The organism is Streptococcus gallolyticus subsp. gallolyticus DSM 16831 (assembly GCF_002000985.1).
In the GTDB taxonomy this organism is placed as follows: Bacteria; Bacillota; Bacilli; order Lactobacillales; family Streptococcaceae; genus Streptococcus; species Streptococcus gallolyticus.
Map to the genome: position 1 here is coordinate 1931190 of NZ_CP018822.1, position 24918 is coordinate 1956107.

General features: G+C 38.0%; 31 protein-coding genes. 8 read left to right on the forward strand and 23 right to left on the reverse strand.

All coding sequences use genetic code 11. The annotated features are described in order from the left end of the window. Positions 1 to 78: 78 nt before the first annotated feature. The 3 genes from BTR42_RS12695 (at position 79) to BTR42_RS09535 (ending at position 1812) form a co-directional block, all read left to right on the forward strand. Positions 79 to 219 (forward strand): hypothetical protein, encoded by a 141-nt coding sequence (locus tag BTR42_RS12695; RefSeq protein ID WP_013643322.1) that lies wholly within the window; start codon positions 79 to 81, stop codon positions 217 to 219. Beyond that, positions 173 to 1009, forward strand: coding sequence for a peptidylprolyl isomerase (locus BTR42_RS09530; protein WP_077497477.1), 837 nt, complete (start codon positions 173 to 175; stop codon positions 1007 to 1009). Before BTR42_RS12695 ends, BTR42_RS09530 begins: the two co-directional genes overlap by 47 nt. 152 nt (positions 1010 to 1161) lie before the next feature. Then, positions 1162 to 1812, forward strand: a complete 651-nt coding sequence (locus tag BTR42_RS09535) for a metal-dependent transcriptional regulator (RefSeq protein ID WP_077497479.1) — start codon at positions 1162 to 1164, stop codon at positions 1810 to 1812. 44 nt (positions 1813 to 1856) lie between these two features. Here BTR42_RS09535 and BTR42_RS09540 read toward each other — a convergent pair whose 3' ends face one another. From BTR42_RS09540 to BTR42_RS09605, 13 genes are all read right to left on the reverse strand, one after another. Next, positions 1857 to 2549, reverse strand: coding sequence for a 5'-methylthioadenosine/adenosylhomocysteine nucleosidase (locus tag BTR42_RS09540; RefSeq protein WP_077497481.1), 693 nt, complete (start codon positions 2547 to 2549; stop codon positions 1857 to 1859). A gap of 83 nt (positions 2550 to 2632) precedes the next feature. Beyond that, positions 2633 to 2962: a cell wall synthase accessory phosphoprotein MacP gene (gene macP, locus BTR42_RS09545; RefSeq protein ID WP_009854725.1), complete on the reverse strand. Its 330-nt coding sequence runs from the start codon at positions 2960 to 2962 to the stop codon at positions 2633 to 2635. 5 nt (positions 2963 to 2967) lie between these two features. Next, a complete protein-coding gene (locus BTR42_RS09550; RefSeq protein WP_012962355.1) occupies positions 2968 to 3516 on the reverse strand; it encodes an NUDIX hydrolase in 549 nt (182 codons plus the stop codon). A 205-nt stretch (positions 3517 to 3721) separates the two neighbouring features. Further along, the gene (glmU, locus tag BTR42_RS09555) at positions 3722 to 5104 is read right to left on the reverse strand and encodes a bifunctional UDP-N-acetylglucosamine diphosphorylase/glucosamine-1-phosphate N-acetyltransferase GlmU (RefSeq protein WP_009854727.1); all 1383 of its coding nucleotides are present in this window, start codon (positions 5102 to 5104) and stop codon (positions 3722 to 3724) included. Between the two features lie 143 nt (positions 5105 to 5247). Continuing rightward, positions 5248 to 6210, reverse strand: a complete 963-nt coding sequence (locus BTR42_RS09560) for a Gfo/Idh/MocA family protein (protein ID WP_013643323.1) — start codon at positions 6208 to 6210, stop codon at positions 5248 to 5250. 23 nt (positions 6211 to 6233) lie between these two features. Beyond that, positions 6234 to 6677, reverse strand: coding sequence for an ASCH domain-containing protein (locus BTR42_RS09565; protein WP_077497483.1), 444 nt, complete (start codon positions 6675 to 6677; stop codon positions 6234 to 6236). A 198-nt stretch (positions 6678 to 6875) separates the two neighbouring features. Next, entirely contained in the window at positions 6876 to 7574 is a 699-nt protein-coding gene (locus tag BTR42_RS09570; protein WP_013852161.1) for a 3-oxoacyl-ACP reductase, read from the reverse strand. Further along, complete coding sequence (locus BTR42_RS09575) at positions 7567 to 7803, reverse strand: DUF2829 domain-containing protein (RefSeq protein WP_077497485.1); 237 nt, start codon at positions 7801 to 7803, stop codon at positions 7567 to 7569. The genes BTR42_RS09570 and BTR42_RS09575 overlap by 8 nt, the downstream gene beginning before the upstream one ends. 72 nt (positions 7804 to 7875) lie before the next feature. Next, the gene (locus tag BTR42_RS09580; RefSeq protein ID WP_077497487.1) at positions 7876 to 8700 is read right to left on the reverse strand and encodes an ABC transporter permease; all 825 of its coding nucleotides are present in this window, start codon (positions 8698 to 8700) and stop codon (positions 7876 to 7878) included. Continuing rightward, the gene (locus BTR42_RS09585; protein ID WP_009854732.1) at positions 8684 to 9022 is read right to left on the reverse strand and encodes a PadR family transcriptional regulator; all 339 of its coding nucleotides are present in this window, start codon (positions 9020 to 9022) and stop codon (positions 8684 to 8686) included. Before BTR42_RS09585 ends, BTR42_RS09580 begins: the two co-directional genes overlap by 17 nt. A 591-nt stretch (positions 9023 to 9613) precedes the next feature. Continuing rightward, entirely contained in the window at positions 9614 to 10846 is a 1233-nt protein-coding gene (locus tag BTR42_RS09595) for an aminoacyltransferase (protein WP_077497489.1), read from the reverse strand. A gap of 196 nt (positions 10847 to 11042) precedes the next feature. Beyond that, positions 11043 to 13046, reverse strand: a complete 2004-nt coding sequence (gene metG, locus BTR42_RS09600; RefSeq protein ID WP_077497491.1) for a methionine--tRNA ligase — start codon at positions 13044 to 13046, stop codon at positions 11043 to 11045. Positions 13047 to 13164: 118 nt separating this feature from the next. Then, complete coding sequence (locus tag BTR42_RS09605; RefSeq protein WP_077497493.1) at positions 13165 to 14478, reverse strand: MATE family efflux transporter; 1314 nt, start codon at positions 14476 to 14478, stop codon at positions 13165 to 13167. Positions 14479 to 14604: 126 nt separating this feature from the next. Here BTR42_RS09605 and BTR42_RS09610 point away from each other — a divergent pair, with 126 nt between their 5' ends. Then, complete coding sequence (locus BTR42_RS09610) at positions 14605 to 15153, forward strand: TetR/AcrR family transcriptional regulator (RefSeq protein ID WP_013852164.1); 549 nt, start codon at positions 14605 to 14607, stop codon at positions 15151 to 15153. Here the strand turns inward: BTR42_RS09610 and BTR42_RS09615 are convergent. Together BTR42_RS09615 and BTR42_RS09620 are read right to left on the reverse strand one after the other, a co-directional pair. After that, positions 15142 to 15780, reverse strand: coding sequence for an SdpI family protein (locus BTR42_RS09615; RefSeq protein WP_077497495.1), 639 nt, complete (start codon positions 15778 to 15780; stop codon positions 15142 to 15144). The two genes, BTR42_RS09610 and BTR42_RS09615, sit on opposite strands and share 12 nt — an antisense overlap. Next, complete coding sequence (locus tag BTR42_RS09620) at positions 15770 to 16048, reverse strand: autorepressor SdpR family transcription factor (RefSeq protein ID WP_077497497.1); 279 nt, start codon at positions 16046 to 16048, stop codon at positions 15770 to 15772. Before BTR42_RS09620 ends, BTR42_RS09615 begins: the two co-directional genes overlap by 11 nt. Positions 16049 to 16259: 211 nt before the next feature. Between BTR42_RS09620 and BTR42_RS09625 the strand changes: the two genes are divergently transcribed. The 3 genes from BTR42_RS09625 to BTR42_RS09635 all read left to right on the forward strand — a co-directional run bounded on the left by BTR42_RS09625 (position 16260) and on the right by BTR42_RS09635 (position 18675). Then, complete coding sequence (locus BTR42_RS09625) at positions 16260 to 17087, forward strand: exodeoxyribonuclease III (protein ID WP_077497499.1); 828 nt, start codon at positions 16260 to 16262, stop codon at positions 17085 to 17087. 205 nt (positions 17088 to 17292) lie between these two features. Beyond that, positions 17293 to 17838, forward strand: coding sequence for a TetR/AcrR family transcriptional regulator (locus BTR42_RS09630; RefSeq protein WP_012962364.1), 546 nt, complete (start codon positions 17293 to 17295; stop codon positions 17836 to 17838). A gap of 9 nt (positions 17839 to 17847) precedes the next feature. After that, positions 17848 to 18675 carry a beta-carotene 15,15'-monooxygenase gene (locus tag BTR42_RS09635; protein ID WP_077497501.1) on the forward strand — a complete coding sequence of 276 codons (828 nt, stop codon included), beginning with the start codon at positions 17848 to 17850 and terminating at the stop codon, positions 18673 to 18675. Positions 18676 to 18712: 37 nt separating this feature from the next. Here the strand turns inward: BTR42_RS09635 and BTR42_RS09640 are convergent, their stop codons facing one another. From BTR42_RS09640 to BTR42_RS09650, 3 genes are read right to left on the reverse strand one after another with little or no spacing between them, the layout of a single operon-like run. After that, the gene (locus BTR42_RS09640; RefSeq protein ID WP_077497503.1) at positions 18713 to 19060 is read right to left on the reverse strand and encodes a nuclear transport factor 2 family protein; all 348 of its coding nucleotides are present in this window, start codon (positions 19058 to 19060) and stop codon (positions 18713 to 18715) included. A gap of 8 nt (positions 19061 to 19068) precedes the next feature. Continuing rightward, positions 19069 to 19905, reverse strand: coding sequence for an aldo/keto reductase (locus tag BTR42_RS09645; RefSeq protein ID WP_074658017.1), 837 nt, complete (start codon positions 19903 to 19905; stop codon positions 19069 to 19071). A gap of 12 nt (positions 19906 to 19917) precedes the next feature. Next, positions 19918 to 20739: an SDR family oxidoreductase gene (locus tag BTR42_RS09650; protein ID WP_077497505.1), complete on the reverse strand. Its 822-nt coding sequence runs from the start codon at positions 20737 to 20739 to the stop codon at positions 19918 to 19920. Between the two features lie 104 nt (positions 20740 to 20843). On the opposite strand from BTR42_RS09650, the gene BTR42_RS09655 reads away from it, so the two are divergent. After that, positions 20844 to 21716: a LysR family transcriptional regulator gene (locus tag BTR42_RS09655; protein ID WP_077497507.1), complete on the forward strand. Its 873-nt coding sequence runs from the start codon at positions 20844 to 20846 to the stop codon at positions 21714 to 21716. A gap of 136 nt (positions 21717 to 21852) precedes the next feature. On the opposite strand, the gene BTR42_RS09660 is transcribed toward BTR42_RS09655, so the two are convergent. The 5 genes from BTR42_RS09660 to BTR42_RS09680 form a co-directional block, all read right to left on the reverse strand. Continuing rightward, positions 21853 to 22209 (reverse strand): arsenate reductase family protein, encoded by a 357-nt coding sequence (locus BTR42_RS09660; RefSeq protein WP_009854745.1) that lies wholly within the window; start codon positions 22207 to 22209, stop codon positions 21853 to 21855. 12 nt (positions 22210 to 22221) lie between these two features. Next, on the reverse strand, positions 22222 to 22707 hold the full coding sequence (locus tag BTR42_RS09665) for a methylated-DNA--[protein]-cysteine S-methyltransferase (protein ID WP_061458335.1): 486 nt from the start codon (positions 22705 to 22707) through the stop codon (positions 22222 to 22224). 58 nt (positions 22708 to 22765) lie between these two features. Continuing rightward, positions 22766 to 22993, reverse strand: coding sequence for a DUF6440 family protein (locus tag BTR42_RS09670; protein ID WP_077497509.1), 228 nt, complete (start codon positions 22991 to 22993; stop codon positions 22766 to 22768). A 100-nt stretch (positions 22994 to 23093) separates the two neighbouring features. After that, positions 23094 to 24272 (reverse strand): 3-phosphoglycerate dehydrogenase family protein, encoded by a 1179-nt coding sequence (locus BTR42_RS09675; protein ID WP_074581466.1) that lies wholly within the window; start codon positions 24270 to 24272, stop codon positions 23094 to 23096. A 45-nt stretch (positions 24273 to 24317) separates the two neighbouring features. After that, the gene (locus tag BTR42_RS09680; protein ID WP_003065991.1) at positions 24318 to 24866 is read right to left on the reverse strand and encodes a GNAT family N-acetyltransferase; all 549 of its coding nucleotides are present in this window, start codon (positions 24864 to 24866) and stop codon (positions 24318 to 24320) included. Positions 24867 to 24918 lie beyond the last annotated feature (52 nt).

The window sequence follows — 24918 nt, forward strand, 5'->3', positions numbered from 1 at the left end:
TTTTTTAAGCTTTTAGGTTATTTCGATAAAAATATGATAAAATGGAATAACTAATATCACTTCTATTACTATAAACTTGTGGATAAGTTGATTTCAAATGATGATTATGCACACGTGTTATCACCAGAATATCCACAAGCTGTTGATGATTTTGAGCTGTTTAGGAGGCAACATGAAAAAATTTTGGTCTTTTGGATTAATGGTATTATGCCTAGCTAGTTTATCTGGTTGTGAAAGCATTACACGCGCTATTCGGGGTGATGATTATGTCGATGCAAAAATAGCGGCTAGTTCTTCAGAAGCTGCTGCTTCTGCTTCAGCAAGCGCCAGCGCATCCTCATCAAAAGCTTACCAAAAAGAATTAAAGAAAGCTTTGAGTGCTGACCAATCTGCCTTTCCTCAATTATCAACAGACGTCGCAGATGACGAAGCAGAAGTTATTATGCACACTTCTATGGGAGATATTACCTTAAAACTCTTTCCAAAATACGCACCTTTGGCGGTCGAGAATTTCCTCACACACGCCAAGGACGGTTATTATGATGGTCTGCTATTTCACCGTGTAATTTCAGATTTCATGATTCAATCAGGTGACCCTAACGGAGATGGCACAGGTGGTCAATCTATCTGGAATGGTAAAGACAAGAGTATCGACTCAGGGAATGGATTTGTCAATGAAATTTCACCCTACCTCTATAATATTCGTGGCGCTCTTGCCATGGCAAATGCTGGTGCTGATACCAACGGTAGCCAATTTTTCATCAACCAAAATTCAGATGACCAATCAAGCCAACTCTCATCAGATAATTATCCTCAATCGATTATTGATGCTTATGCTAACGGCGGTAACCCAAGCTTAGATAAAAACTATACTGTCTTTGGACAAGTTATTGATGGCATGGATGTAGTTGATAAAATCGCTGTGGTTGACACTGATGACAATGATAAACCAACGACTGACGTTACCATCGCAAGCATTGAGGTCGTGAAAGACTACGATTTTGATTAATGAATTGATCCTCAAATAATTAAAAAATCAAGCTAGGATAGCCTGCCTTGGTTTTTTGCTTGCCTTTTTATTAAAATCATTCCGCTAAAACGCCAAATCTCCCAAGAAAAACAGATTTTTTGCTATAATATAAGAACAGAAAGCGAGACGATATGACGCCAAATAAAGAAGATTACTTAAAATGTATTCATGAACTTGGAGAAACCAGAACTAAAATCACGAACAAACGCATTGCTGAATTAATGAAAGTATCTGCGCCAGCTGTTTCTGAAATGGTCAAAAAAATGATTGCCGAGGACCTCATTGTCAAAGATAAAGAGCTTGGCTACTACCTGACCAAAAAAGGATTGCTTTTGGTTTCAGAACTTTACCGAAAACACCGTTTGATAGAAGTTTTTCTAGCCAACCATCTTCATTACAATGCTGATGAAATTCACCAAGAAGCTGAAGTTTTAGAACACACGGTTTCTACCATTTTTATCGATCGTTTGGAAGAAAATCTTAATTTTCCCGCATTTTGTCCGCACGGTGGAACAATTCCAAAAAAGGGTGACTTTTTAGTAGAAATTCATCATCAAACGCTCAGTCAAATTGAAACATTGGGTACTTACAAAATCAGTCGCACGCACGACGAAGCTCATTTACTAAACTACCTTGAAGAACATGAGTTGGCTATCAATGATTTTGTCGAGTTGGTAAAAGTCGATGACTATGCCAAAACGCACACACTCGCCTACCACTCACGACAACTGGTTATCCCAGAAAGAATTGCCGAACAAATTTATGTTGAAAAAGTTGACTAAGTGATGAAAAAATATCCTGAGATGAATTATCTCAGGATATTTTATTATGCTAATTTTTCTAAAAATGCCATTAAAATTTTGGCAGATTGTTTACCAGCTTCGATGATAAATTCATCAAATGTAATATTGGCATCATGGGCTGCTGTGTCAGACATGGCACGAACAACGATAAATGGTTTGTTCAAACTGTGGGCAGCTTGCGCAATCGCAGCACCTTCCATTTCAACAGCTTGAACTTTTGGAAATGCTGCTTTAATGGCATCAATTTTATCTTGCCCAGCGATAAAAGAATCTCCAGTTGCAATCAAACCAATTTTACTAGCAACGTTAGCTTCATTTAAAACTTGTTCAAAAGTGTCAATAAAGCCTTTGTCTGATTCAAAATAAAGTGGTTGACCTGCCATTTGACCATAGTCATAGCCAAATGCTGTTACATCAACGTCATGGTAAACTAATTTATCGGCAACGACAACATCACCAATATTTAAACCCGTAGCAACAGCACCAGCTGACCCTGTGTTAATAAGAGCATCAACACCAAAATGATCGGCAAGAACAGCTACAGACATCGCTGACATCACCTTTCCAACACCTGATTGGACAAGAACAACATCATGATTTCCAAGTTTACCTTCATAATAAGTATTCCCTAGAACTTGATGTTCAATTTTGTTTTCCAAATGTTCCACAAGAAGCTTTAATTCCTGCTCCATTGCTGCAATAATTCCAATTTTCATCACAAAAATACAAGAGTTTTCAACTAAGATGATTCTCCAAGTTAGTTTTCTAACTCTTGCTTACTCCTTCTTAACTTTTTTAATTAGAGATTAAACACCGCGAAAAAGAGTGCAATCAATAAAACAATAACCACAAACATGATTAGATTAAGTTTTCGTTGAAACTTGCTACGTTTAGCATTTTCAATGCGACGACTTTTATAAACGTATTGGTCTTTTTTCTTACGATCTTTCCATTTATCCAGAAATCCTTGGGTTTCTTCTTCCTCTTTTTCATATGGCACAATGGTGTCATAAAGGTCTGTACGGATAACTTTTGTCTCCTCGTCATCTTCTAGATACTGGTCATCATAAAAAATTTCACCACGGTTAGCACGTTCGATTATCTCGTCTGTTAAAAGTGGTTTTCCCATTTTGTCTATCCTCCAAAATGCAGAGCATAATATTGAAGGGCTATGATTGTTTTAGCATCTTCAATAGCTCCAGATTTCACCAAATCCATACATTCTTGATAGGTTAATTCAAGAATTTCTAAGACTTCGTCATCATCTTGCGGACGTGGATTTGGCACTTTTTGCAAATGAGTTGCTTGATATAGCTTAATTTTTTCATTGCAAAAACCAATAGCAGTATAAAACTCATGAATTTGTTTTAAATCGCCAGAGTATCCTGTTTCCTCTTCTAATTCACGCGCAGCGGCATCTTGTTCAGAGCCGTTTTCACCAATTTCGAGTTTGCCTGCTGGAATTTCGTAAGAAATTTTTTCGATTGCCTTGCGATATTGCTTAACCAGAATAATTTTATTCTCATCAGTCACCGCTAAAACAGCAACAGCTCCTCGGTGAAAAATGAGTTCTCGTTTAGCTTGACCTAAATCATTTGGTAATTCGACATCGTCAACAACAACTTTAAAAATGTGCCCATCAAAAATCTCTGTTCGTTTGAGCGTTTTTTCTTCAAAATCCATACTAAGCATTCTCCCTAAAAATATTTCCAAATTAAATTTTACTACAAAATAGCAAGAAATGCCATTCTTACACGGTTAATTGCCATAATGTCTCTAAAAAATCATAAAAAAGAGATCAAATCAAGTTAATGCTGTCCCCTGAATATAAGCAAAAATTGCCCATGTTTAGAGTACAGCTTAATGATTTAAACCTCCTAAAATATGCTTACTTTTTATTGTTTGGGTGGTGTGGTTTGTTAAGGGCATAGCCTGCTTTGTTAACTTGACGACCACGTCCAATCGCTAAAGCATCTTTTTCAACGTCATCAGAAATCGTTGAACCTGCTGCTGTCAAAGCGTTATCTCCCAAAGTAACTGGTGCAATGATTGTTGAATTACTTCCAACAAACACATTGTTACCAATGGTTGTTTTAAATTTATGTTGACCATCATAGTTGGCAATGATTGTACCAGCACCAAAATTAACTTCGCTTCCAACGGTCGCATTACCAATGTATGTCAAATGTCCTGCTTTAGTATCTTCACCAACGATAGATGATTTTACTTCAACAAAGTTACCAATGTGAACATTTTTTTCAAGCGTTGAATCTGGGCGAACATGGGCAAATGGTCCAATGGTTACACCATCTTTAACAACAGATTGTTCAATCATTGAGTTTGTGATAACGACATTTTCACCAATTGTTGCATCAACAAGATAAGTACCATTTGTCAAGACAGACCCTGAACCAACTTTAGTATTTCCTTTGAGGGTAACGTTGGCTTCAATCATCACATCAGGTGCAATCTCAACGTCAACATCAATGTAAGTTGCTGCTGGATTTTGAAAAGTCACACCGTTGACCATGTGTTTTTTGTTGATACGACGGCGCATAATGTCTTCTGCTGTCGCCAGTGCCACACGGTCATTAACACCAAGACTTTCATCAAAATCATGAAGCACGTAAGCTCCGACTTTTTCACCATTATTGCGGAAAATTGAAATGACATCAGTCAAATAATATTCCCCTTGGGCGTTGTTAGTGTTGATATTTTTAAGCGCTTCAAAAAGGCGTTTATTGTCAAAGACATAAGTTCCTGTGTTGATTTCTTTGACTTGACGTTCAAATTCAGAAGCGTCTTTTTGTTCAACGATTTTAAGCACTTCGCCGTTTTCATTACGAATGATACGTCCGTAACCAAATGGATTTTCGGCTGTCGCTGTTAAAATTGTGGCAACGTTTTTGTGGCTAACATGAAAATCAATTAATTCTTTCAAGCTTTCCCCAGTGATAAGCGGTGTATCACCAGCGATAACAAGGGTCTGACCTTCAAGACCAGCCAATTCATCTTCTGCCATCATGACCGCATGACCAGTTCCGAGTTGTTCTGTTTGCATGACAAATTCTGATTTATCAGCTAAAACCTCACGAACCATTTCGGCTTTATGCCCAATAACCGTCACATTTTTTTCTGGATTCAAAGCTGATACGGCACGAAAAACGTGTTCTAACATTGTAATGCCAGAAACTTTATGAAGGACTTTTGGCAAGTCAGATTTCATACGTGTTCCCTTACCAGCAGCTAAAATAATTGCATAATTTGACATAACTAATTCCTTAAAAAATAGAGTAGTTTTGTGGGATAAACAAGGTTACATTCCTTTATTTTTCTCACACAAGCTACTCCATTATATCACATTTACTTATTTTGAGCTTAATTTTATGGCAATCAAGGTGCACATTCTAACCATTACAAGCTGTTAACGGCTGCATCCAAGACTTCCATAACGGCACGGCTATGCTCAAGCGCCAGTTTTGTAGCCGTCATGTCCTCTTGCTCGATAATGGCTTGGAAAGCAACAAATTCATCGTGCATACGGTGATTTAGGGTATTTTCATTAATCATTGTCATGCTTTGATTATTCAAGCTTAAAGCTAATTCTGGCAAGGTATTCGTAGCGCCAATAATAGCAATTGAGCCTTTATTGCCTTGAATCGTTGATTTAATCTCTGCTGCACAATCTTTGGCACCAATACAAGCAGCTTTAAAGTGACCATAATCCATGATTAGGATACCTGAGGTATCCACACCACGTTCCATATTTGCCAAATACTGTACTTTTTCAGGTTTACCAAATAAGCCAATTACCAAATGAATGTTGTAAATATTAAGGTCACGCAGTGCTCCGCCACCTTTTTCTGGGTCAAAGGCAGGCGCAATCTCGCCACGTTTGAAGGCGTCGTAACGTGAAGAATACTGTGAATAATTACATTCAACGATTTTGATATCACCAAGCTTAGCCAGATTGCCTTTAATAGCTGCAAAATTGCCAAGGTACTGATTGGTAATAGCTTCTAACAAAATACGATTGTTCTGCTCTGCTATTTTTGCCAAGTCTTCAAATTCTGCTAAAGTCAATGTAAATGGCTTTTCACAAATGACGTGTTTCCCAGCAAGAAGTGCTTTTTTAGCATAATCATAGTGCAAGTGGTTTGGAAGTGCCACATAAACGGTGTCAACGTCTGGATTTGCCAAAATGCTATCATAATCGCTACTTGCTTGAGAAATGCCGTAAATTTCAGCGAGTTTTTGTGCTTTTTCAAGACTTCGTGGTGTTGATAAAATAGCACTTAACTCAATGCCATTGATTTCTTTTAAAACCGGTAACACTTCGTCAACAATTTTTCCTGTTCCTAAAATGGCTAATTTCATGAATTTCCTCCTATCGTATCTTGCTAAACTGTGGGATAAACCACTTCAAATTCTTCTAAAACGATTAAGCTTTCTGGTGTGAATGTCAACCCACATTCTTTAAAATAGGGTTTGAAAAATGCTTCGTGAACATCTCGCCAGTAAGCAAGCGATTTGTCACCCTCACCTTCTTTGAAAGCATGCTTCTCCGAGACTTCCTTAAAAGGTACAACAGAGACTTTTTTAATCTGAATAATGCAAACTGCTTGGTCTTTGCTATCTAAAATCACATCATAAGACCCAACTTCAGGTAGCGGGTCATTATCAACAGCATATAAGTCATAAGCTGATGCCGTCGCCGTTTTTGTGCCCTCAAGGACTAGCTTCGCTAACAAATCAGCTTCTAGCCCAAATTGCCAAGCGTCAATGTCATCTCCGATTAAAGGATTGATTTTCTTATACTTGTTCCAAAGTTCTTGTGCGTTCATGGTTATCTCCTATTCTTTTCTGTCTTACTTCTTCCTACAATCCGTTTGACAGAATTTCCCACTATGGTTTTCTCCTCTTCATTTTGAAGCCTCCCTTTCATTGTTCTACCTTTGAAGCAATGCCGAATTGTTTATCTACCCGTTGCTAAAATCTCGTTTCTAAATATGCTATTTACTACGCTTGCAAATAACCGATAACTACTTCAAACTCCAGCCGCCGTCGATTTTGATGATTTCGCCTTGCATGGAGCTTGCTTTGCCTGATGCTAAAAATTCTGTCAAATCAGCGATTTCTTCGGGATTACTCCAACGTCCGATTGGTGTTTCTTGGGCTACCCAGTCAGCTAATCCTCCAGGTTCAAAATCGCTAGCTGTCATGGCTGTCTTAACCGCACCTGGTGCGATACCAAAAATTTGAATCTTATCCTTAGCATAGTCAAGTGCCAGCTGGCGCGTGAAGCCTGCAAGAGCGTGTTTACTAGCGGTGTAAGCTGCTCCGCCACCACCTGCGATAAATGACGCAATTGAGCACATGTTGATGATGATACCAGATTTTCGTTCCACCATTTTGGCTAAATAGTGGCGTGTAATTTTGACTGTCGCAAAGAAATTGGTCTGAAAAACACGTTCCAATTCGTCGTCTGATACTTCAAGCAAAGGCTTGTAAGCGTCGAGAATTCCAGCGGTGTTACACAAAATATCCACGTCCTGAACAGAATCGTACAGCGCAGCTAAATCCGTCGTCAAGTCCAACTGCAAGAAATGAAAGTTGTCATCTTGAATCTGAGGCGCTTGCGATTTGTCAACGCCATATACCGCGCAGCCATTTTTCAAAAAAAGTCGTGCTTGTGCGAGTCCAATGCCAGAACTAACGCCTGTGATGAGAACTTTAGTCATGGACTTCAACCCAATCAGTTGCTAGAACGTCACATGGGGTCGGCGACCACATGGAAAAGCCTTCACCGTCACCTGAAACGTTGATGAGAAAATACGGTGTCACTGGTAATACCACGCCATTTTGCTCAAGCGTGTCAAATAGCTGAACGTAATTTTCAGCGCCACCCCAGCCTGTGCGGACATATTTTTTCTTAGCCTTTAAACCAGGCAAAATTTCTTCAAAAGTCATTTCTTTCTCCTTGATTTTACTAAGTCTAGTATATCAAAAAACGAGCTCGTAAGCTCGTTGCAATTGATAAAATCATTTAAAAATTAGTAATCGAGACATGATTAGAAATACCAGTAAACTAAGGCAAATAACGATGATTGGAGCAAATTGTAGCACGTTATGTTGAATGCCTGCTGTGTTAATGACTAGCGCTAAAATGCCTGCCAAAAAGTAGCCAACGATTACTGGTATAAATACTCGAAATAGTTTTCTTCTGGTCACCAAAAACAAGCCACCAATCACCAAAATGCTAGCTATCACGATACTCACAAGCGTTGAGAAGGTATAAATTGGTCCGACAAATACCATTCTGAATCGGTCAAACAGGTAAACAAGGGCAATAATAAGCGCTGCTATGACTACAATCGTAAGATAGCTACCCAACTTATCTTTACGCAATGTCAGCCCATAAATGCTTTGCTTGTAAAAAGTCAAAAAGACAGCCATAACAACAAATCCAAAAACAACACTACTTAGGTATTCAAAAACGTTAATCGTTACTAAACCATCTGAAGAAAAATCACTCAAAAAGTGACAATAGCAAATCACCCCAATGAAAATAGTAAACAAGCTTATTTGTGATATTCTCGTATCGACTTTCGCCTCACGAATGACATTATCTACCATTTTCTTGGGATTGTCTCCAAAATATTCCACTGCTGTCAGACCATCTTGCTCAGCATCTTTTAAATCAAGAGCCATTTGCAAAATCACTTTTCTCAGTGAAATTTCATCATAAAATATGCCTGAAAAAATCATGTAATCTTCAACTTTTTCAAAATACTCTCGATTTGACTGAGATAAGCTATCCAAAACTTTCTTAGTTTCCGTGTAATACGACTTAATAATCTCTTCCATCTTTCTTTTTCGCCTCCAATTGTGACACTTTGTGAACCAAATCGTGCCATTCATCCCAAAAATCTGCTAAATACGCTTCTCCTTTTACCGTTATTTGAAAATATTTTCGTGGTGGACCGTCTGGAGAAGGTTTCATACATGACGTAATCATTTCCTTCTTCTCCAATTTTTGCAAAAGTGGATAGACCGTTCCTGCAACAATATTGGTAAAACCAGCCGCTTTCAATCGCTGAACCAATTCATAGCCATAAATATCCTCTTTGGCAATGATTTGAAGAACACAACCGTCTAACACCCCTTTTAGCAACTGTGTTTCGCGCATACCAACCTCCCTCTTTTTTAGACTAGTATGTATTACAAACTAGTTAATTTACTATCATTGTAATACATTTTCACTATTATGTAAAGCAAAATAGTGAAAATAAAAAAATCAACCCAAGATAGGTTGATTCTAGATGTTGACAAAGCTACTTTTTACTAGAAATAAGTTACAAAAAATTATTATTTCTAGTTAATTTCAGAATTATTTGTGAGTAAAGCGAACACAAAAGCAACACTTCCTACCGTGGTGAAAATGGCTAAAATATTAATAAAATCAGCCATCCGTAAGTTTTGAGGGAGTGTACAGAATCCCAATATTCATAGTTCGTTGTACCACCCCCGCACAGTTGACTAGGTTGGTCGCAATTTTGCGAAGCAAAATGAGAACTGCCAGTCAACCACTGCGACTCTTAGGAATTCCTTGGATTCCTTCAACAGTCCACTGGACTATTGAACTTGCCGACGGCTCAAACCATCCAGTGGATGGTTTGAGGTCTGAGCCTAGAAATAAAAAAGCGAGGAACTTAAAGAAAGTATCAGAAAAAACTTTTTCTCCAGTCTAAACCAATCTAATATAGATTGATTTCATAGGTTATCGTCCTAAGATTTTCTTTAAAAGCGTGATTACTTTGTGTAGCATTGGACGTGGATAATAACGGAATGTTCCCATTTTGCGGACAATATAGCCATTAAAGTTTTGTTTGAAACGAAGAACACCATCACTACCGTCAAAAATCCCTTGAATACCAAGGAAAGTGTAAAAATGAATGCCACGATTTAATGCTTCTGTCATCACGTGTTCTTGAAGGGCGACAGGTGCATAGAATTTGTTAAATTCCGTATAAGAGCCACTAAAGAGATAAACAGCTTCTTGCGGTGTGTAAATAAAGAGACTACCTGCCAAAACCACATCTTCTGAACCATGTTTTTCAATTAACTCTTTGGCTTCGTTGATACGAACATCAAAGGTTGCAATTTGTTTATCTAACTGTGCCTTTTGTTTATTGACCTTAGCTGAGTTAACACCGTCAGCAATTTTTTGATTTAAAACAGCTAGTTCAGAAGCAATCGTTTCATGGCTAGCCTGAAGATTTTTAAGATAATCTTGGAAATTAATCGTTGCAATCATAAATTCGCATTTATCACCAAAACTATCGTAAAAAGCTTCATAATAATCTAACGGTTTATCAATGTATTCGCGACGTTCTGAAGTTGATGCTGTAATTTCTTTAAAAATGTGGAGTTCATCACGCTCTAGACGACGCACTTTAATACCAAAAGAATTTGTTTTGTTAGCTAGCGGACGTCCTTTTTTGCTAAATGACTTGCGAAGCGTTTCAGGTGTCAATCCTGTCAAATCTTTGACATAATGCCAATCTGGCTCGCCACCAGGATAACCAGTTTGCAGACCATCAAAGTGATAGCCAAGTTCTGTCAGATACGTAATCAGTTCAGGCTTTTCGTCGTCATTTGGCTCACCGTGACTATCAAATGTTTGATAAGTATCGTAAGGCTTGACAATCAGTTCAAGCGCCCCATTTTCCTTGGCATAAGCTTGTAATTCTCTGTAAAATTCAGTCAGATAAGCCGTATCTGTCGAAGCAGGACCCGAATTGATTTCCATGTGAAGTCCGCCTGTCATCGGCATGCTGTACAAAACACCCGCCACTTGGATAGCTCCATCTACTTCCAAACCTAGAAAAGTAATGTCAAACCCACGTTTTTCAAGCAAATCCGCCATTTCAACAGATTGCATAAACGAACGTTCTTTAAATGTGGCACTCACTTGTTCATAATCTTCTCGTGATAAGATTTTTAAAGTCATGTTTGTTTTTCTCGATTCTAATTCACCATAATAAAATTCGCCATTAAAAATTATCAAAGGAAACTTAAATGAAAATTAATTGTCATTTTTGAAATTTATTTTCATTTTTTGCGAATTTCTTTTCATAAAAAGACAAGTTAAATACCCAGTTACCATTATAGGTACTGAGTATTTTCATTATCTTTTGTGACAACTATTAACCAATTTGGCTACCGTTTGGCACGCTTGGGTCAACTGTTAAAACAGTCAAGTTGCCATCATGTTCAGCCGATAGAATCATTCCCTGACTAAGCAAGCCCATCATTTTACGTGGTTTCAGATTAGCAACGATTTGCAATTTTTTACCAACGAGCTCTTGTTCATTTGGATAGAATTTTGCAATTCCTGAAAGGATTTGACGGTCTTCCCCGTCGCCAGCATCAAGACGGAATTTGAGCAATTTTTCAGAACCTTCAACTTTTGATACTTCTTTGACTTCTGCGACACGGATTTCTACTTTGTCAAAGTCATCAAATTTGATAGCTTTCTTTTCATTTTTTAGCTCAACATCCGCTGGATTCCATTCTTTTTCTTCTGTCGCAGCTGCTGCTCCACCCATGTTAGCTTTGATATAGTCGATTTCAGCTTCCATGTCAAGGCGTGGGAAGATTGGTGTTCCTTTGGCAACAACTTTAACACCTTCTGGGAAGCCTGCAAGGGTAAGATTTTCAAGGTCAAAGTCACTTCCTAGACCAAGTTGCTCCATAATAGCATTTGATGTTGTCATCATAAATGGTTGAATAAGGTGAGCCACCACACGAAGACTAGCTGCCAAGTGAGCCATTACTGCTGCCAGTTCATCACGTTTAGCGTCATCTTTTGCAAGAACCCAAGGAGCTGTTTCATCAATGTATTTATTTGTACGTGAAATAATGCTCCAAACCGCATCAAGTGCGCGTGGGTAATCAACAGCGTTCATTTGTTTATGGTATTCAGCGAGTTTTTCTTCGACAACACCTGCCAAATCAGCATCAAATGCTGTGACATTTTCAACGTAAGCTGGAACATCGCCACCGAAATATTTATTAATCATGGCAACTGTGCGGTTAAGAAGGTTTCCAAGGTCATTTGCCAACTCATAATTGATACGTCCAACGTAATCTTCTGGCGTAAATGTTCCGTCAGAACCAACTGGAAGTGAACGCATGAGGTAATAACGAAGTGGGTCAAGTCCATAGCGTTCGACAAGCATTTCTGGGTAAACCACATTACCTTTAGATTTAGACATTTTACCGTCTTTCATGACAAACCAACCGTGGGCAATCAAGCGGTCAGGCAATTTCATGTCTAACATCATGAGCATAATTGGCCAGTAAATTGAGTGGAAACGTAGAATATCTTTACCAACCATATGGAAAACTGTTCCCTCGTTCCAGAATTTATCAAAGTTTGCGTGTTCTTCTTGACCATAACCAAGTGCCGTAGCGTAGTTAAGAAGCGCATCAATCCACACGTAAACAACGTGTTTTGGATTTGAAGGCACTTTAACGCCCCACGTAAATGATGTACGGCTGACAGCCAAATCTTCAAGACCTGGTTCAATGAAGTTCTTGATGATTTCGTTCATACGACCATCAGGTTGGATGAAATCAGGGTGTGCATGGAAAAATTCTACCAAGCGGTCAGCATATTTTCCAAGACGTAAGAAATATGATTCTTCTGAAACCCATTCTACTTCGTGTCCAGAAGGGGCAATCCCGCCGATGACTTTTCCATTTTCGTCACGGAAAACTTCTTCTAATTGGCTTTCTGTGAAAAATTCTTCATCTGACACTGAGTACCAACCAGAATACTCACCCAAATAAATATCATCTTGTGCCAACAATTTTTCAAAAACATCAGCAACGACTTTTTCATGGTAATCATCAGTTGTACGAATGAATTTATCATAAGAAATATCAAGCATTTCCCAAAGTTTTTTAACGTCAGCAGCCATACCGTCAACATAAGCTTGTGGTGTAATTCCTGCTTCTTCAGCTTTTTGTTGAATTTTTTGACCGTGTTCATCAAGACCAGTCAAATAAAAAACCTCGTGGTTCATCATGCGTTTGTAACGTGCTAAAACGTCACAAGCAATTGTTGTATAAGCTGAACCAATGTGAAGCTTACCAGATGGATAATAAATAGGTGTTGTAATGTAAAATGGTTGTTTACTAGTCATTTTCTTTCCTTTCAAATAGGAGCTAATGAAACTCCTTTATTGATAACACTTTATTATAACATAAATTTATAGCTGATTATAGGTAAAATCGCATAACAATGCGAAAAAATCCTGGCAATCACGCCAAGATTTTAGTGACTTTATTAAAGCGATAAGATAGAAAAATAGCTCGAATGGCTAAATCAATTAGAATCGATAACCAAACACCTGCAATGCCTAAACCAAGATATTGTCCTAAGAGAAATACACCAACCACGCGTATTCCCCACATGCCAATAATTGTGCTGTAAAGAGGCGTTTTGGTATCCCCCATTCCTTGAAGAGCTCCCGCTAAAATCAAACTAATCGCCAAAACAGGTTGGATAAAACCATCAATTTTTAAAGCAATGCCCACTTGGGCAATCGCAGAGCTATCAGAGGTAAAGAAAGTGGCAAAATAAGCTCCACCAAAAAACAGAAATAGCCCGAAAAATCCTAAGATAACAACGCCATAAAGGGTTGACCAAAAACCAACTTGACGAATTTTATGATAATCTTTTTCACCCTTTGCCATACCAATCAAAACAGCTGCTGCCGTTGCTAAACCATAAGCTGGCATGTAAACAAATGATTCAATTGAACCTGCAATATTATGGCTGGCGTACGTTTTACTACTAATCGCAACAATCAAGCTCATATAAACCACTTGTCCCAAACGCATGACCAAACGCTCTGCTGTCGCCGGAATGGTCAAGAAAATCAATTCCTTATCACGACTTCCAAACCTTAAATCCTCTCTTTTCAAGGCTAGTGCCGAAGATTGTAATTTTTTAAACAACAAAACCGTTCCAAAGATTCTGGCAATTACTGTTCCAATCGCCGTCCCCAATATTCCAAGTCCAGCAAACGACCCAATCCCAAAAATCAAAACATAGTCAACACAGACATTCGTCACATTTGTGATAGCTGAAATCGTCATCGGCGACTTGGTATCACCAGTTGCACGAATAATACTTGCTAAAACAGTCATCAAACTATTAAAACACGTCAATCCGCCAACAAGGTAAAAATAAGTTTTGGCTGCTGCCAATTCTGTTGCATCAAGCCCCATCCAAAGTAAAAGATAATGTCCAAACAGCACCGCTACCAGTCCCAAAACCAAACTAACAATGAGTCCTAAATAAATCGACTGAACAGCAACGCTTTTTGCAGCTTTGCTATTTTTCGCACCAATATTTCGCGATACCAGTGCTGAACTTCCAACCCCAATGGCAATGTAAACCGCTAAGTAAACATTAAGAATTGTATTAGAAACACCTACTGCTGTCACCGCTGTCAAGCCAAGCTTTGCAATCATCAAGGTATCAATAAAGCCCACCAAGGTCTGTAAAATATTTTCAATCGTTGCTGGTATCGCAAGATTTAAAATGGATTTATGTAATGTATTTGTCATAAGATTACTTCTTTCTTTAAATTATCTCTATTATCTTAAACTTTTAACTTTAAAACCATACGCAAAAATATTATAATGTTCAATAATAGACAAAAAAGAAAAAATGTCCATTTCAGGAGAAATCTCATGACACGTCAGGAAGTCAAAACACAGGAAGCCATTTTTACCGCATTTTTTGATTTATTAGCCCAAAAATCATTTCACGATATTCGCATTGGCGAATTATGTCAGAAAGCTAATATTGGTCGTTCAACCTTTTATAGTCATTTTACGAGCAAAGATGATTTGCTAATCGCTGTTTGTCAACAGCTTTTTCAACACGTTTTTGTGACTTCTTCGCTTGCTGAACATCAAACCAACCAATCCTTACACAAAGGCAGCCTTGAAGAGCAAGTAACTCACCTTTACCAACACTTCAAAGAAAATGCTGATAAAGTGACAACCCTTTACCAGCTGGAAGACGATTATTTTAGTCGCAGTCTACAAGCAGAACTTCAAAAATATTTGGTTCCCATTCTTAAGCCCATTTACTTTAAAGAAAACGCGTTACCTGACCAACTGTTGGACCAATATATTATTGATACTTTTTTAACAACGCTTAGCTGGTGGCTACACGCCCAACCAGACCTCGAAGCTATTGAAATCACACATTATTACCTGAAATTACTTGCTTGAGTGACGACTAAGCACAAACGAATAAAGCACTGGCACAATAACCATTAAACCAATAACACCACCCAAAACATAAGGCAAAGCAAGTTGGAAAAAACTATCAAATAAAAGAAGCAAGCCACCCAGCACCCAAATCTTACTAGCAAAACGGTGCGTTTTATACCAATTGCGGTCATCAGAAAGTGTCCATGGCAAACGAATGCCAATCGTATAATTTCGTTGTGTTTTAGGAAGGTAATTTCCAATAAAAATAAAGATGATGCCCAGAAAAGCAGTTACAAGTGCCGGACTACTTTTGATAACTCCAAGTGCATTCGCATAAATCGACAACTGGACAATTAAACTAAGAAAAGGAATGAGCCACGCATATATCTTTACCATACGAGCTGGCGTGGTAGCTTTAACAGAATCCTTTTCTAACGATACTAGCACAATCAATTGAAAAAGTAAGAAAAGTATCGGAAAAGCAAAGATGGCAAAAATTTTACTATTATAACCGTCGATATTTCCACTAATATCAAAATGTGTCGCCACTTGACTTGGCAATTGATTCCACAATAAAATTCCGATAAGAACTGGTAAAAGAATGACAAGACTTGTCTTAACCAAACTCTTTTTATTAATCTTCATCTCCTGACTCCCCCTTTAAATCCGCTAACCATGTCATAATATCTTCTAAAACTGACGTACTTAATTCGTAATAGATAAAATTTTTCTCACGTTTCTCAACAACCAAACCAGCCTTTTTCAAAATATTAAGGTGGTGAGAAATTGTTGCACCTGCAACGTCAAAATGTCCAGCAATATCACCTGCTGGCAAGCGTTCTGATTTTAATAACTCCAGAATCTCTCGCCGAATTGGGTGTGATAACGCTTTAAAAGTCTCTGCAAATCCCATAGCTGCCTCCCTTCGTTATTTAGAAAATCTATTTAGATATTTTTCTAAATAGATTATAACACTTTCTTCATCTTTTATGGTAAGAAAAAACCACCTTTCAAATCATCAAAGTCGCGTACTGTTTCTTTTTTTGTTAAAATAGGGGGTAACGATTAGATTTTTTTAGAAAGAAGAGAATCTTGTTTTCCTACAAGGTTCTGGTAGCTTAGTTATGAAACTTATTTCGTGGAATATTGATTCACTTAACGCTGCTTTGACTAGCGATTCTGCACGCGCTGTTATGTCTCGCGCTGTTATTGACACCTTGATTACTGAAAACGCTGACATCATTGCCATTCAAGAAACAAAATTGTCAGCCAAAGGTCCGACCAAAAAGCATTTGCAAATTTTGCAAGATTATTTTCCTGAATACGAGGTCTCTTGGCGTTCATCTGTTGAGCCTGCCAGAAAAGGCTATGCTGGTACCATGTTTCTCTACAAAAGTAGCTTGACACCAAGCATTTCATATCCTGAAATCGGTGCTCCTGACACCATGGATAGTGAAGGGCGCATTATCACCCTTGAATTTGACAAATTTTTCGTCACACAAGTTTACACCCCAAACGCTGGTGACGGTTTAAAACGTTTGGCTGAACGTCAAATCTGGGACGAAAAATATGCGGATTACTTGGCAGAATTAGACCAAGTAAAACCTGTCTTGGCAACAGGTGACTACAACGTCGCTCACAAAGAAATTGACTTGGCACACCCAAGTTCAAACCGTCGTTCTCCTGGCTTTACCGACGAAGAACGTGCAGGATTCACCAACTTACTAGCAAAAGGGTTTACCGACACTTTCCGCTACATCCATGGCGATATTCCTGATGTTTATAGCTGGTGGGCGCAACGTAGCAAAACAAGCAAAATCAACAATAGTGGCTGGCGTATTGACTACTGGCTCATATCAAGTCGTATCGCAGACAAAATCACAAAATCAGAAATGATTGACTCAGGCGCACGCCAAGACCACACACCAATTGTCTTGGAAATTGATTTATAACCCACATAAAATCTCCTAAGTTTTTTAGCTTAGGAGATTATTTTTATTAAAAAATCAAGCCTTCTTACTTTTCACTTTTAGGGCAGCTGAGAGCAAGTAGCACCTTTACAATAATTTGTCGGATTTAAATGTCTAAAAATAATAGCTCAACATACACCTTGTAAGATTTTTTTGTTAAAATGGTTTTAGAAATAAGGAGACATTTATGACGCATTCTGCTCAAGAAAAACTCAAACAAAGTTTAATTCTATTACTAGACGATTTTGATTTTGACCAAATCTCAATCAGTAAAATCTGCAAAGAGGCAGGTGTTCACCGCTCCACTTTTTATGCCTACTATGACAATCAATCTGATTTACTAGAGGATGCTATGGCTTACCTTGCAGATATTTTCACAGCCGAATTTGCATCACTTCAGGAAACCTTTGAAGCTGAAAAAGAGCATGACAGTTTGCTTGATTCTTACTATCTTCTGCCTTACCTAACTTACATTAAAAATCATCAAAAACTCTATAAAATCTACCTCAAAAATCCCACTGATTTTCAGCATGAGAAAGTTGTTGAACAGCATATTAACGAGCAGTTTCTCAATCGTTACCACGCCAAGGGATTTACCGATGAAAAGATGATTCGCTACATGACACACTTCTACACCGCTGGTATTCGTCGGATTATCTATGACTGGGTTATGGACGATTGCCACGACGACATTACCTACATTATCAAAATCATTCATACTATTATTTTTTAGGAGGGGCTTTTGGAGACTATTCAAAAATCACTTGTGTTATTTAAAAAGCATCGCTTGATTTTTCTAGGACTTAATCTACTGATGATAATATCTGGCGCTTTGGTAATTTCTCACCGCCTTAGCAATGTTATACTCGTTGATTTTCTATCCGTATTTTCAGGAATAATAGCTGCGCTTGATACTTGGCTAATCATCTGCCTCATACGTCTTTTTCTAAATCATTTTGCACTCTTAAAAAATAATTGGTTAAAGGCAAGAATTTCCATGACAACAGGTGCTATTTATAATGCTTTTTATGTCATCATGTCGCTGGTGTCATGTTTTGCATTGCAATCTGTCTGGTATCTCATCTACGCCGCTTACCACCTACTCTTTGCAATCGCGAAATTTTACACAGGACAAAGTATGCAGCGCAACAAAGGGAACAGCTGGAAATTTTATCAATATGTCGGCTACTTTCTGATTATAGCTGCCTTTATTTTCCATATCATGGTCATTTTTGTTTCACAACACGATGACAATATCGGAGTTGCCTATCCATTTTTAGTCTATCTCATTGCACTAGCTACTTTTATTAATTTCATCAGTTCAATGATTCAGCTATTTCGCCTTCGTAGAAGTAGCTCTGCTTATCTCAAGGCAAGCAAAAACATTTCCTTTGCTTCTTCACTCTTTTCACTCTTTTTCCTTCAAACCATGATGCTAAGACAATTCAGTGGTCCAGCCGATGCCTACTTTAGCTGGCTCATTACCATTATCCTAGGCACCTGCGTTTTTTCAAGCCTCCTCATTTTAGGAATCACTATGATTATCTCAGGTAGGAAAAATAATCAATAAAAAGTTCCTCTCTCTTGAAAGGAACTTTTTTGTGTTATCATGTGGGCTTCCATTCGCCATTAATCTTTTTGAACGTTGTATCAAACTGCATTTTCCATACTTTTCGATAGCCGTAAATCGAAGCATCCGTAGTTGCTCGAAAACTTAGAATGGCACGTTCTTTTCCGATTGGTGTCACATTGGCTTCAAACAAATGATAATCATAATAACGAAATGTCCCGTCTTTCAACGTTTTCAGCCATTCCGATTTAGTTTGAGTAACACCGCCAGAATGACGAATTACCATATCATCAGGATAATAATGCTCAAGCCATTCAAAATCACGCGCAACAATCGCTTCATTTATCCGCTTATGAATGGCAATAATTTCTTCTTCGACAGACATTTTCTCTCCTAATCCGCTGGCTTCCAAGAACCCATTGCTCTTTCTTGCTCTTCTAACGTCATGGTAAAGTAACGAGTTCCTTTGTCTAAATGTTTAATTTGATTCATTTCTTCATCTGTTAATGAAAAATCAAAAATAGCAATATTTTCATCTAAATGATGTAAACTGCGTGGAAAGACTGCATTTCCAGCTTGAATATGCCAACGTAAGATAATTTGTGCTGGTGTTTTACCATATTTGTCTGCTAAATTGAGAAACAGCGGCTCATTTAACAAAGCATTGTCGCCATGCCCCAATGGATACCAACTTTCAATGATTGTTCCGTAAGGTGCAATACGTTTTTTAAGCTCATCTTGTTGGTAATAAGGATGACATTCAACTTGCAGCGCTGCTGGTTTAATCGTAGCTGCTTCCAAAACTTCTTCCAAACGTTCTGACTCAAAATTACTTAGTCCGATTGAACGGACTTTTCCCTCTGCCACAGCCTTTTCCATATTTTGATAAGCTGTCATATAATCACCAAATTGTTGATGAAGCAAAAGCAAATCAATATAATCAGTATCCAAACGTGCCAACATTTTATCAATGGCAGAACTGTCTGCATAATCGCTTGGCCAAAGTTTAGAAGTGATAAAAATATCTTCACGTTTAAGCCCAGATTCTTTAACCGCTTGACCGACTTCACGTTCATTTTGATAAGCATGTGCAGTATCGATATGACGGTAACCGAGTTTCAAAGCTTCTAATACATTTTGTTTCGTATCTTTTGGTGCAACTTGATACACACCAACACCATATTGTGGCATTTTTAAGCCATTATTTAATGATAAATAAGTTTGTTCCATTTTTATCTCCTTTTACATTCCTAATTGATAACGTCCTGCCTTAATAGCAGCCATAACACCACCATCAATTAACAAATCTGTTCCTGTAATAAAACTGCTATCATCACTAAGCAAAAATTCTCCAGCTCGCGCTACTTCGTCTGGCGTTCCTGTACGTCCTGTCGCACTAGCTTCAATCATGCGCGCGTAGGATTCAGGCTGTGCTTGCAATTCATGACGAGCAAGCGGAGTAATAATAATTCCAGGACTCACAGTATTGATACGAGCTCCTTTATCTCCCCACAAGATTGCTTCATGTTGAACACGGACAATATTCGCACGCTTTGCCATACCATAAGCATAACCAGAATTATCAACCGCTTTGATTTCTGCTAAATCGCTAAGCTCATCAGCAGGTACTTGCGCTAATTGTTTTTCAAAATCAGCCGCAAAAGGAATCATATGACCTGCTTGGCTAGAAATCACCAAACCAGCTCCGCCATTTCCAATATAATCACGAAAGACTTCAAGAGCAATAGCTGTCCCAATCAAATCAACTTTAATAATATCTTCTGGCTTCGCCATATTAGGTGAAACTCCTGCGGTATGGATATAACGGGAAATTTGACCGAAACTCGCTGCGTATTCTGCAAATTCTGTTATAGAACGACGATTTGAACCATCGACAATTTTTATATCAACATCAAAACCAGCATCTAAAAGTTCTTCTTTTGCTGTCTCCAAAACTTTTGAACTTAAATCACCGAGAACAACTTTCTTTCCGCTCGCAATCCGTCTAACAATAGCCAGCCCCATCTTGCCAGCTCCAAGTAAAACAATCACTTCTTTAGCCATATTTTTCACCTCTCTTAATTTCTATTTTTATTATAATCTGTTAAAATAGAAATATCTAACTGATAATTTAGATAATTGATAGAATTTTTCTATAAGGAGAATTGATGAATTCTAAACAAATTGAATGTGCCTTGGAATTAGCACTCACATTAAATTTCGGGCAAGCTGCTGAAAATCTTTATATCACTCAGCCGACCTTGTCCTATCATATCAAAACATTAGAGGATGAAATTGGATTTCAACTTTTTGAGCGTTCAGGAAAAGGCGCCGTCTTAACACCTGCTGGTAAACAATTCACACAAGATTTACGCCAAATTCAAAATCATCTTCAAGAAGCCATTGAGCGTGGGCAAAATTTTGGATACCGTTATAACGAAACCATTCGCTTAGCTATTTTTGACATTAAAGCTCTGCCTATTTTACCTCAAGCCATAAAAATTTTCTCACACACGCACCCAAATACCTATATTGATGTGCAGTTCAATGCTACGGATGCTCTCGAACAATTGTTAAACAGGCAACTGGACATAGCACTGGCTATCACTTCATCATTGCCAAACATCACAGAATTGGAAGCAACCTTTTTATACCAAAGCCCGATTTACTTAGTTGTTGAAAATTCTCATCCCCTATCAACTTTGAAAACAGCTAAATCTACTGACCTCAACAATCAAACTTTAATGGTCAGCCAAATCAGCCCCAAAGAACTCAAAGAAGCTCAGAAAAAAGTAATCTCTAAATCCCAAGTAAAAACCTTTAATAGCCCAAATCACTCATCTACCATTACCAATATTTTATCTGGTCGTGGGGTTTGCCTCGTCCCAGGATTTTTAAAGGACAATACACCAAATCTCACATGGATTCCCTTTGAAGAAACATCAGGAATCGCTTGCTCTATCGTCAAACGAAAAGATAATCACCGAGAAGTCGTCCAAGATTTCCAAAAATTACTAAACGAATTCCTGCAAGATAATTAACATTCGTTGAAAATCAAATTCAGACCTCACTAGCTTAATTTGAAAAAATAATCTATCAACATCGGCTCACCAGTCTAATTTTCATTGGGCAAAAATTCCCACAAAAAACCACTTTCTATAACGAAAGTGGTTGATTTTATTTTTCTAGCAATTCCGCATAGGATTTGCGGTGACCAAGTTGTAAGACTTGATTATCTTTAACCAATACTGGACGTTTGATGAGCATACCATCTGAAGCCAAGAGGCTTGCTGCCTCATCAATTGACAAACTATCGATTTTATCTTTTAAGCCAAGTGCACGGTAGACTTGTCCGCTAGTGTTGAAAAAATTCTTGATAGTATATGTTGAATTTTCAATCCATTCTTTCAATTGTTCTGCCTTAGGTGTATCAACTGTAATATCGACAGCTACAAAATCAACACCTAATTCTTGCAATTCCGCCTTAGCACGGCGACACGTACTACATTTTGGATATTCATAAAAAGTAAACATTTCTTTCTCCTTCTAAAAATTAGCTTTCTCATGTTCCAATAGCCAACACTTTCGCTCTACTCCGCCAGCATAGCCTGTTAATTGCCCTTGATTTCCTAAAACACGGTGACAGGGAACAATGATAGACAAGGGATTTTTACCAACAGCCCCACCAACGGCTTGTGCCGAACCACAGTTAATTTTTTCGGCAATTTGTCCATAGGTCATTGTCTCCCCATAAGGAATTTGCGCTAAGACTTTCCAAACTTTCCTCTGAAAAGCCGTACCATAAGGCACCAAGGTCAATCGACTCGGGTCGGGATTTTTACCAGCAAAATAATCATCCAACCAAACTTTTGCCTCATCTAAAAAAATGGTCGTTTCTTCAATAATTTTTTCGCGTTCATAACCATATTCAAAATACTTTTGTCCTAGAAAATAGCAACCTAAGAGCCCTTTTTCATTAGCTAATACTACTATTTCTCCTAACTCAGACTGATAAACCAACTTTCTTAACATTTTATCACTCCCACTTAATCCATATGCCTAATAGAAAAAGCAAGCTCTGCTTCCTTATCTATAACTGATGGTTCTGCCATTCTGTATTAATCTTAGGTGTCCCATCCGCATTAAGTAAAGGTGTTATCCCCGAAGGATCACCTAGACCAACCGTCACTCCAAGATATTCTACTCCAGTTTCACAGTCAACTAACAGAACCAAATTTTGTTTTTTATTATCAAATCGAACACTGAAAAATCGTTCTCTTAACTGTTTTTGGTATTCTTTTAATTGCTTTTTATCCATAAACTATCTCCCTCCCCTAATTTTGAAATCGTTTTAACCATTATAGCAAAAAAAGAAAAAAAGAGCTGAGAAATACTCCCAACTCTTCCAATCTCTATTGTTATTTTTTCGTGATTAAACGTACACGAACGATATTATCACTAGCTTCAAAATTAGCAACTAAGTGATCAATTTTCGCCTTATCAGTTTCATCAAGGTCAAGTAGCGTATAAGCATAGTCACCTTTTGAACGATTGATGATATTATCAATATTAATGCCTAAGTCAGATACCGCTGTTGAAATTTTAGCAACGATATTTGGCACATTTTTATTAATCAATGTGATACGATACGGTGCAGTCAATGCTTGATGAACATTTGGAAAGTTAACAGAGTTAGTAATCTCACCTGTTTCCATGAATTGACGAATTGTCTTACCAGCCATAATCGCACAATTAAGTTCAGCTTCAGCCGTTGAACCACCTACGTGAGGAAAAACTGTGATTTTATCTTTGTTAAGCAACTCTTCTGTACCAAAGTCGGTAATGTAACGTTTCACAACACCAGCTTCAATAGCTTCAAAAAGCGCCGCATTATCAACCAATTCACCACGCGCAAAATTGATAACAACCGTTCCTTTTTGCATCAAACCAAACGCTTCACTATCAAATGTATGGCGTGTTTCATCAGTCAAAGGCACATGAACAGTGATATAATCAGAATTCGCAAAGATTTCTTTGACGTCAGCCACACGTTTGACGTGATGAGAAATATTCCAAGCCGTTTCAATAGAAACATATGGATCATACCCTAGAACATTCATACCAAGACGTTGTGCATAGTTAGCAATACGACCACCGATAGCACCAAGTCCGATAACGCCTAGCGTTTTACCAGAAATTTCATTACCAGCAAATTGTTTCTTACCAGCTTCGACTTGTTTTGGAACATCATCACCAGAAAGGGTGTTTACCCACGCATTAGCAGCGATGTAGTCACGCGCTGACATCAAGATAGAAGCAAGAACAGCTTCTTTTACAGCATTAGCATTTGCACCAGGCGTATTAAAGACAACAATCCCTGCTGCCGTTGCTTCATCAATCGGAATATTATTTGTTCCTGCACCTGCACGCGCAATCGCTTTTAAATTTTCTGGAAATACTGTTCCATGCAAATTTTGACTACGAAGAATATAGGCATCTGGATTCTCAGCTAACTCACCATCAATTTGAAAATGATTTCCTAATTCTTTAAGCCCTACTTGATTAATATTATTAAACGTTTTAACACTATATACCATTTATTTCACACAAAGGCTACAAAAAGCCTTCCTTTTCCGTTATTGTTAATAACTATGGTGATCAGCCTCATCAACTTCTTGATAGAGAGCATTCTCATCCTTAGTTTTAATTTTTTGATAAGCTAGACGTTCACCATCAATTGGCACTTTTCCACAATAGACATAACCAAGTTTCTCAAAAATGTGTTGCATGGCACCATTCTTTTCATGGGTGTCACAACGGAAATCATGTCCATCAGTTCCTTCAATCAATCCTTGAAGAAATGTTTGAGCAACCTTTCGACCAGTCACGCTAGACAAAACAGCAACACGGTGAAATGTGATGTAACGGTGATTATTGTGTTTCCACTGACCATCGTAAATCTTGTCATAAGCAGGGTCACCATCAGTGATAACAGCTGCATAGGCTACAATTTGCCCATCTAATAAGGCTACATACCCTTGACCAGTCAAAACGTCATCATAAATCGTATCCTCATCAGGATATTTCCCTTGCCATTGATTACTACCGCTTGCTGCCAATTGTTTTCGTGCGTCCTCAATAACGAGCATGATTTGGTCGACTTCATTGGGAAAAGCTTGTCTAATTTCCATATTATTACCTCTTCTAATGATTATGAATCTATTTTATAACAAATTCGATGCG

What these genes read in the sequence shown, in the direction of transcription:
- BTR42_RS09530 (WP_077497477.1), top strand. Translation starts at nt 173, where the DNA reads ATGAAAAAATTTTGGTCTTTTGGATTAATGGTATTATGCCTAGCTAGT.
- BTR42_RS09535 (WP_077497479.1), top strand. Translation starts at nt 1,162, where the DNA reads ATGACGCCAAATAAAGAAGATTACTTAAAATGTATTCATGAACTTGGA.
- BTR42_RS09540 (WP_077497481.1), bottom strand. Translation starts at nt 2,549, where the DNA reads ATGAAAATTGGAATTATTGCAGCAATGGAGCAGGAATTAAAGCTTCTT.
- macP (WP_009854725.1), bottom strand. Translation starts at nt 2,962, where the DNA reads ATGGGAAAACCACTTTTAACAGACGAGATAATCGAACGTGCTAACCGT.
- BTR42_RS09550 (WP_012962355.1), bottom strand. Translation starts at nt 3,516, where the DNA reads ATGGATTTTGAAGAAAAAACGCTCAAACGAACAGAGATTTTTGATGGG.
- glmU (WP_009854727.1), bottom strand. Translation starts at nt 5,104, where the DNA reads ATGTCAAATTATGCAATTATTTTAGCTGCTGGTAAGGGAACACGTATG.
- BTR42_RS09560 (WP_013643323.1), bottom strand. Translation starts at nt 6,210, where the DNA reads ATGAAATTAGCCATTTTAGGAACAGGAAAAATTGTTGACGAAGTGTTA.
- BTR42_RS09565 (WP_077497483.1), bottom strand. Translation starts at nt 6,677, where the DNA reads ATGAACGCACAAGAACTTTGGAACAAGTATAAGAAAATCAATCCTTTA.
- BTR42_RS09570 (WP_013852161.1), bottom strand. Translation starts at nt 7,574, where the DNA reads ATGACTAAAGTTCTCATCACAGGCGTTAGTTCTGGCATTGGACTCGCA.
- BTR42_RS09575 (WP_077497485.1), bottom strand. Translation starts at nt 7,803, where the DNA reads ATGACTTTTGAAGAAATTTTGCCTGGTTTAAAGGCTAAGAAAAAATAT.
- BTR42_RS09580 (WP_077497487.1), bottom strand. Translation starts at nt 8,700, where the DNA reads ATGGAAGAGATTATTAAGTCGTATTACACGGAAACTAAGAAAGTTTTG.
- BTR42_RS09585 (WP_009854732.1), bottom strand. Translation starts at nt 9,022, where the DNA reads ATGCGCGAAACACAGTTGCTAAAAGGGGTGTTAGACGGTTGTGTTCTT.
- BTR42_RS09595 (WP_077497489.1), bottom strand. Translation starts at nt 10,846, where the DNA reads ATGACTTTAAAAATCTTATCACGAGAAGATTATGAACAAGTGAGTGCC.
- metG (WP_077497491.1), bottom strand. Translation starts at nt 13,046, where the DNA reads ATGACTAGTAAACAACCATTTTACATTACAACACCTATTTATTATCCA.
- BTR42_RS09605 (WP_077497493.1), bottom strand. Translation starts at nt 14,478, where the DNA reads ATGACAAATACATTACATAAATCCATTTTAAATCTTGCGATACCAGCA.
- BTR42_RS09610 (WP_013852164.1), top strand. Translation starts at nt 14,605, where the DNA reads ATGACACGTCAGGAAGTCAAAACACAGGAAGCCATTTTTACCGCATTT.
- BTR42_RS09615 (WP_077497495.1), bottom strand. Translation starts at nt 15,780, where the DNA reads ATGAAGATTAATAAAAAGAGTTTGGTTAAGACAAGTCTTGTCATTCTT.
- BTR42_RS09620 (WP_077497497.1), bottom strand. Translation starts at nt 16,048, where the DNA reads ATGGGATTTGCAGAGACTTTTAAAGCGTTATCACACCCAATTCGGCGA.
- BTR42_RS09625 (WP_077497499.1), top strand. Translation starts at nt 16,260, where the DNA reads ATGAAACTTATTTCGTGGAATATTGATTCACTTAACGCTGCTTTGACT.
- BTR42_RS09630 (WP_012962364.1), top strand. Translation starts at nt 17,293, where the DNA reads ATGACGCATTCTGCTCAAGAAAAACTCAAACAAAGTTTAATTCTATTA.
- BTR42_RS09640 (WP_077497503.1), bottom strand. Translation starts at nt 19,060, where the DNA reads ATGTCTGTCGAAGAAGAAATTATTGCCATTCATAAGCGGATAAATGAA.
- BTR42_RS09645 (WP_074658017.1), bottom strand. Translation starts at nt 19,905, where the DNA reads ATGGAACAAACTTATTTATCATTAAATAATGGCTTAAAAATGCCACAA.
- BTR42_RS09650 (WP_077497505.1), bottom strand. Translation starts at nt 20,739, where the DNA reads ATGGCTAAAGAAGTGATTGTTTTACTTGGAGCTGGCAAGATGGGGCTG.
- BTR42_RS09655 (WP_077497507.1), top strand. Translation starts at nt 20,844, where the DNA reads ATGAATTCTAAACAAATTGAATGTGCCTTGGAATTAGCACTCACATTA.
- BTR42_RS09660 (WP_009854745.1), bottom strand. Translation starts at nt 22,209, where the DNA reads ATGTTTACTTTTTATGAATATCCAAAATGTAGTACGTGTCGCCGTGCT.
- BTR42_RS09665 (WP_061458335.1), bottom strand. Translation starts at nt 22,707, where the DNA reads ATGTTAAGAAAGTTGGTTTATCAGTCTGAGTTAGGAGAAATAGTAGTA.
- BTR42_RS09670 (WP_077497509.1), bottom strand. Translation starts at nt 22,993, where the DNA reads ATGGATAAAAAGCAATTAAAAGAATACCAAAAACAGTTAAGAGAACGA.
- BTR42_RS09675 (WP_074581466.1), bottom strand. Translation starts at nt 24,272, where the DNA reads ATGGTATATAGTGTTAAAACGTTTAATAATATTAATCAAGTAGGGCTT.
- BTR42_RS09680 (WP_003065991.1), bottom strand. Translation starts at nt 24,866, where the DNA reads ATGGAAATTAGACAAGCTTTTCCCAATGAAGTCGACCAAATCATGCTC.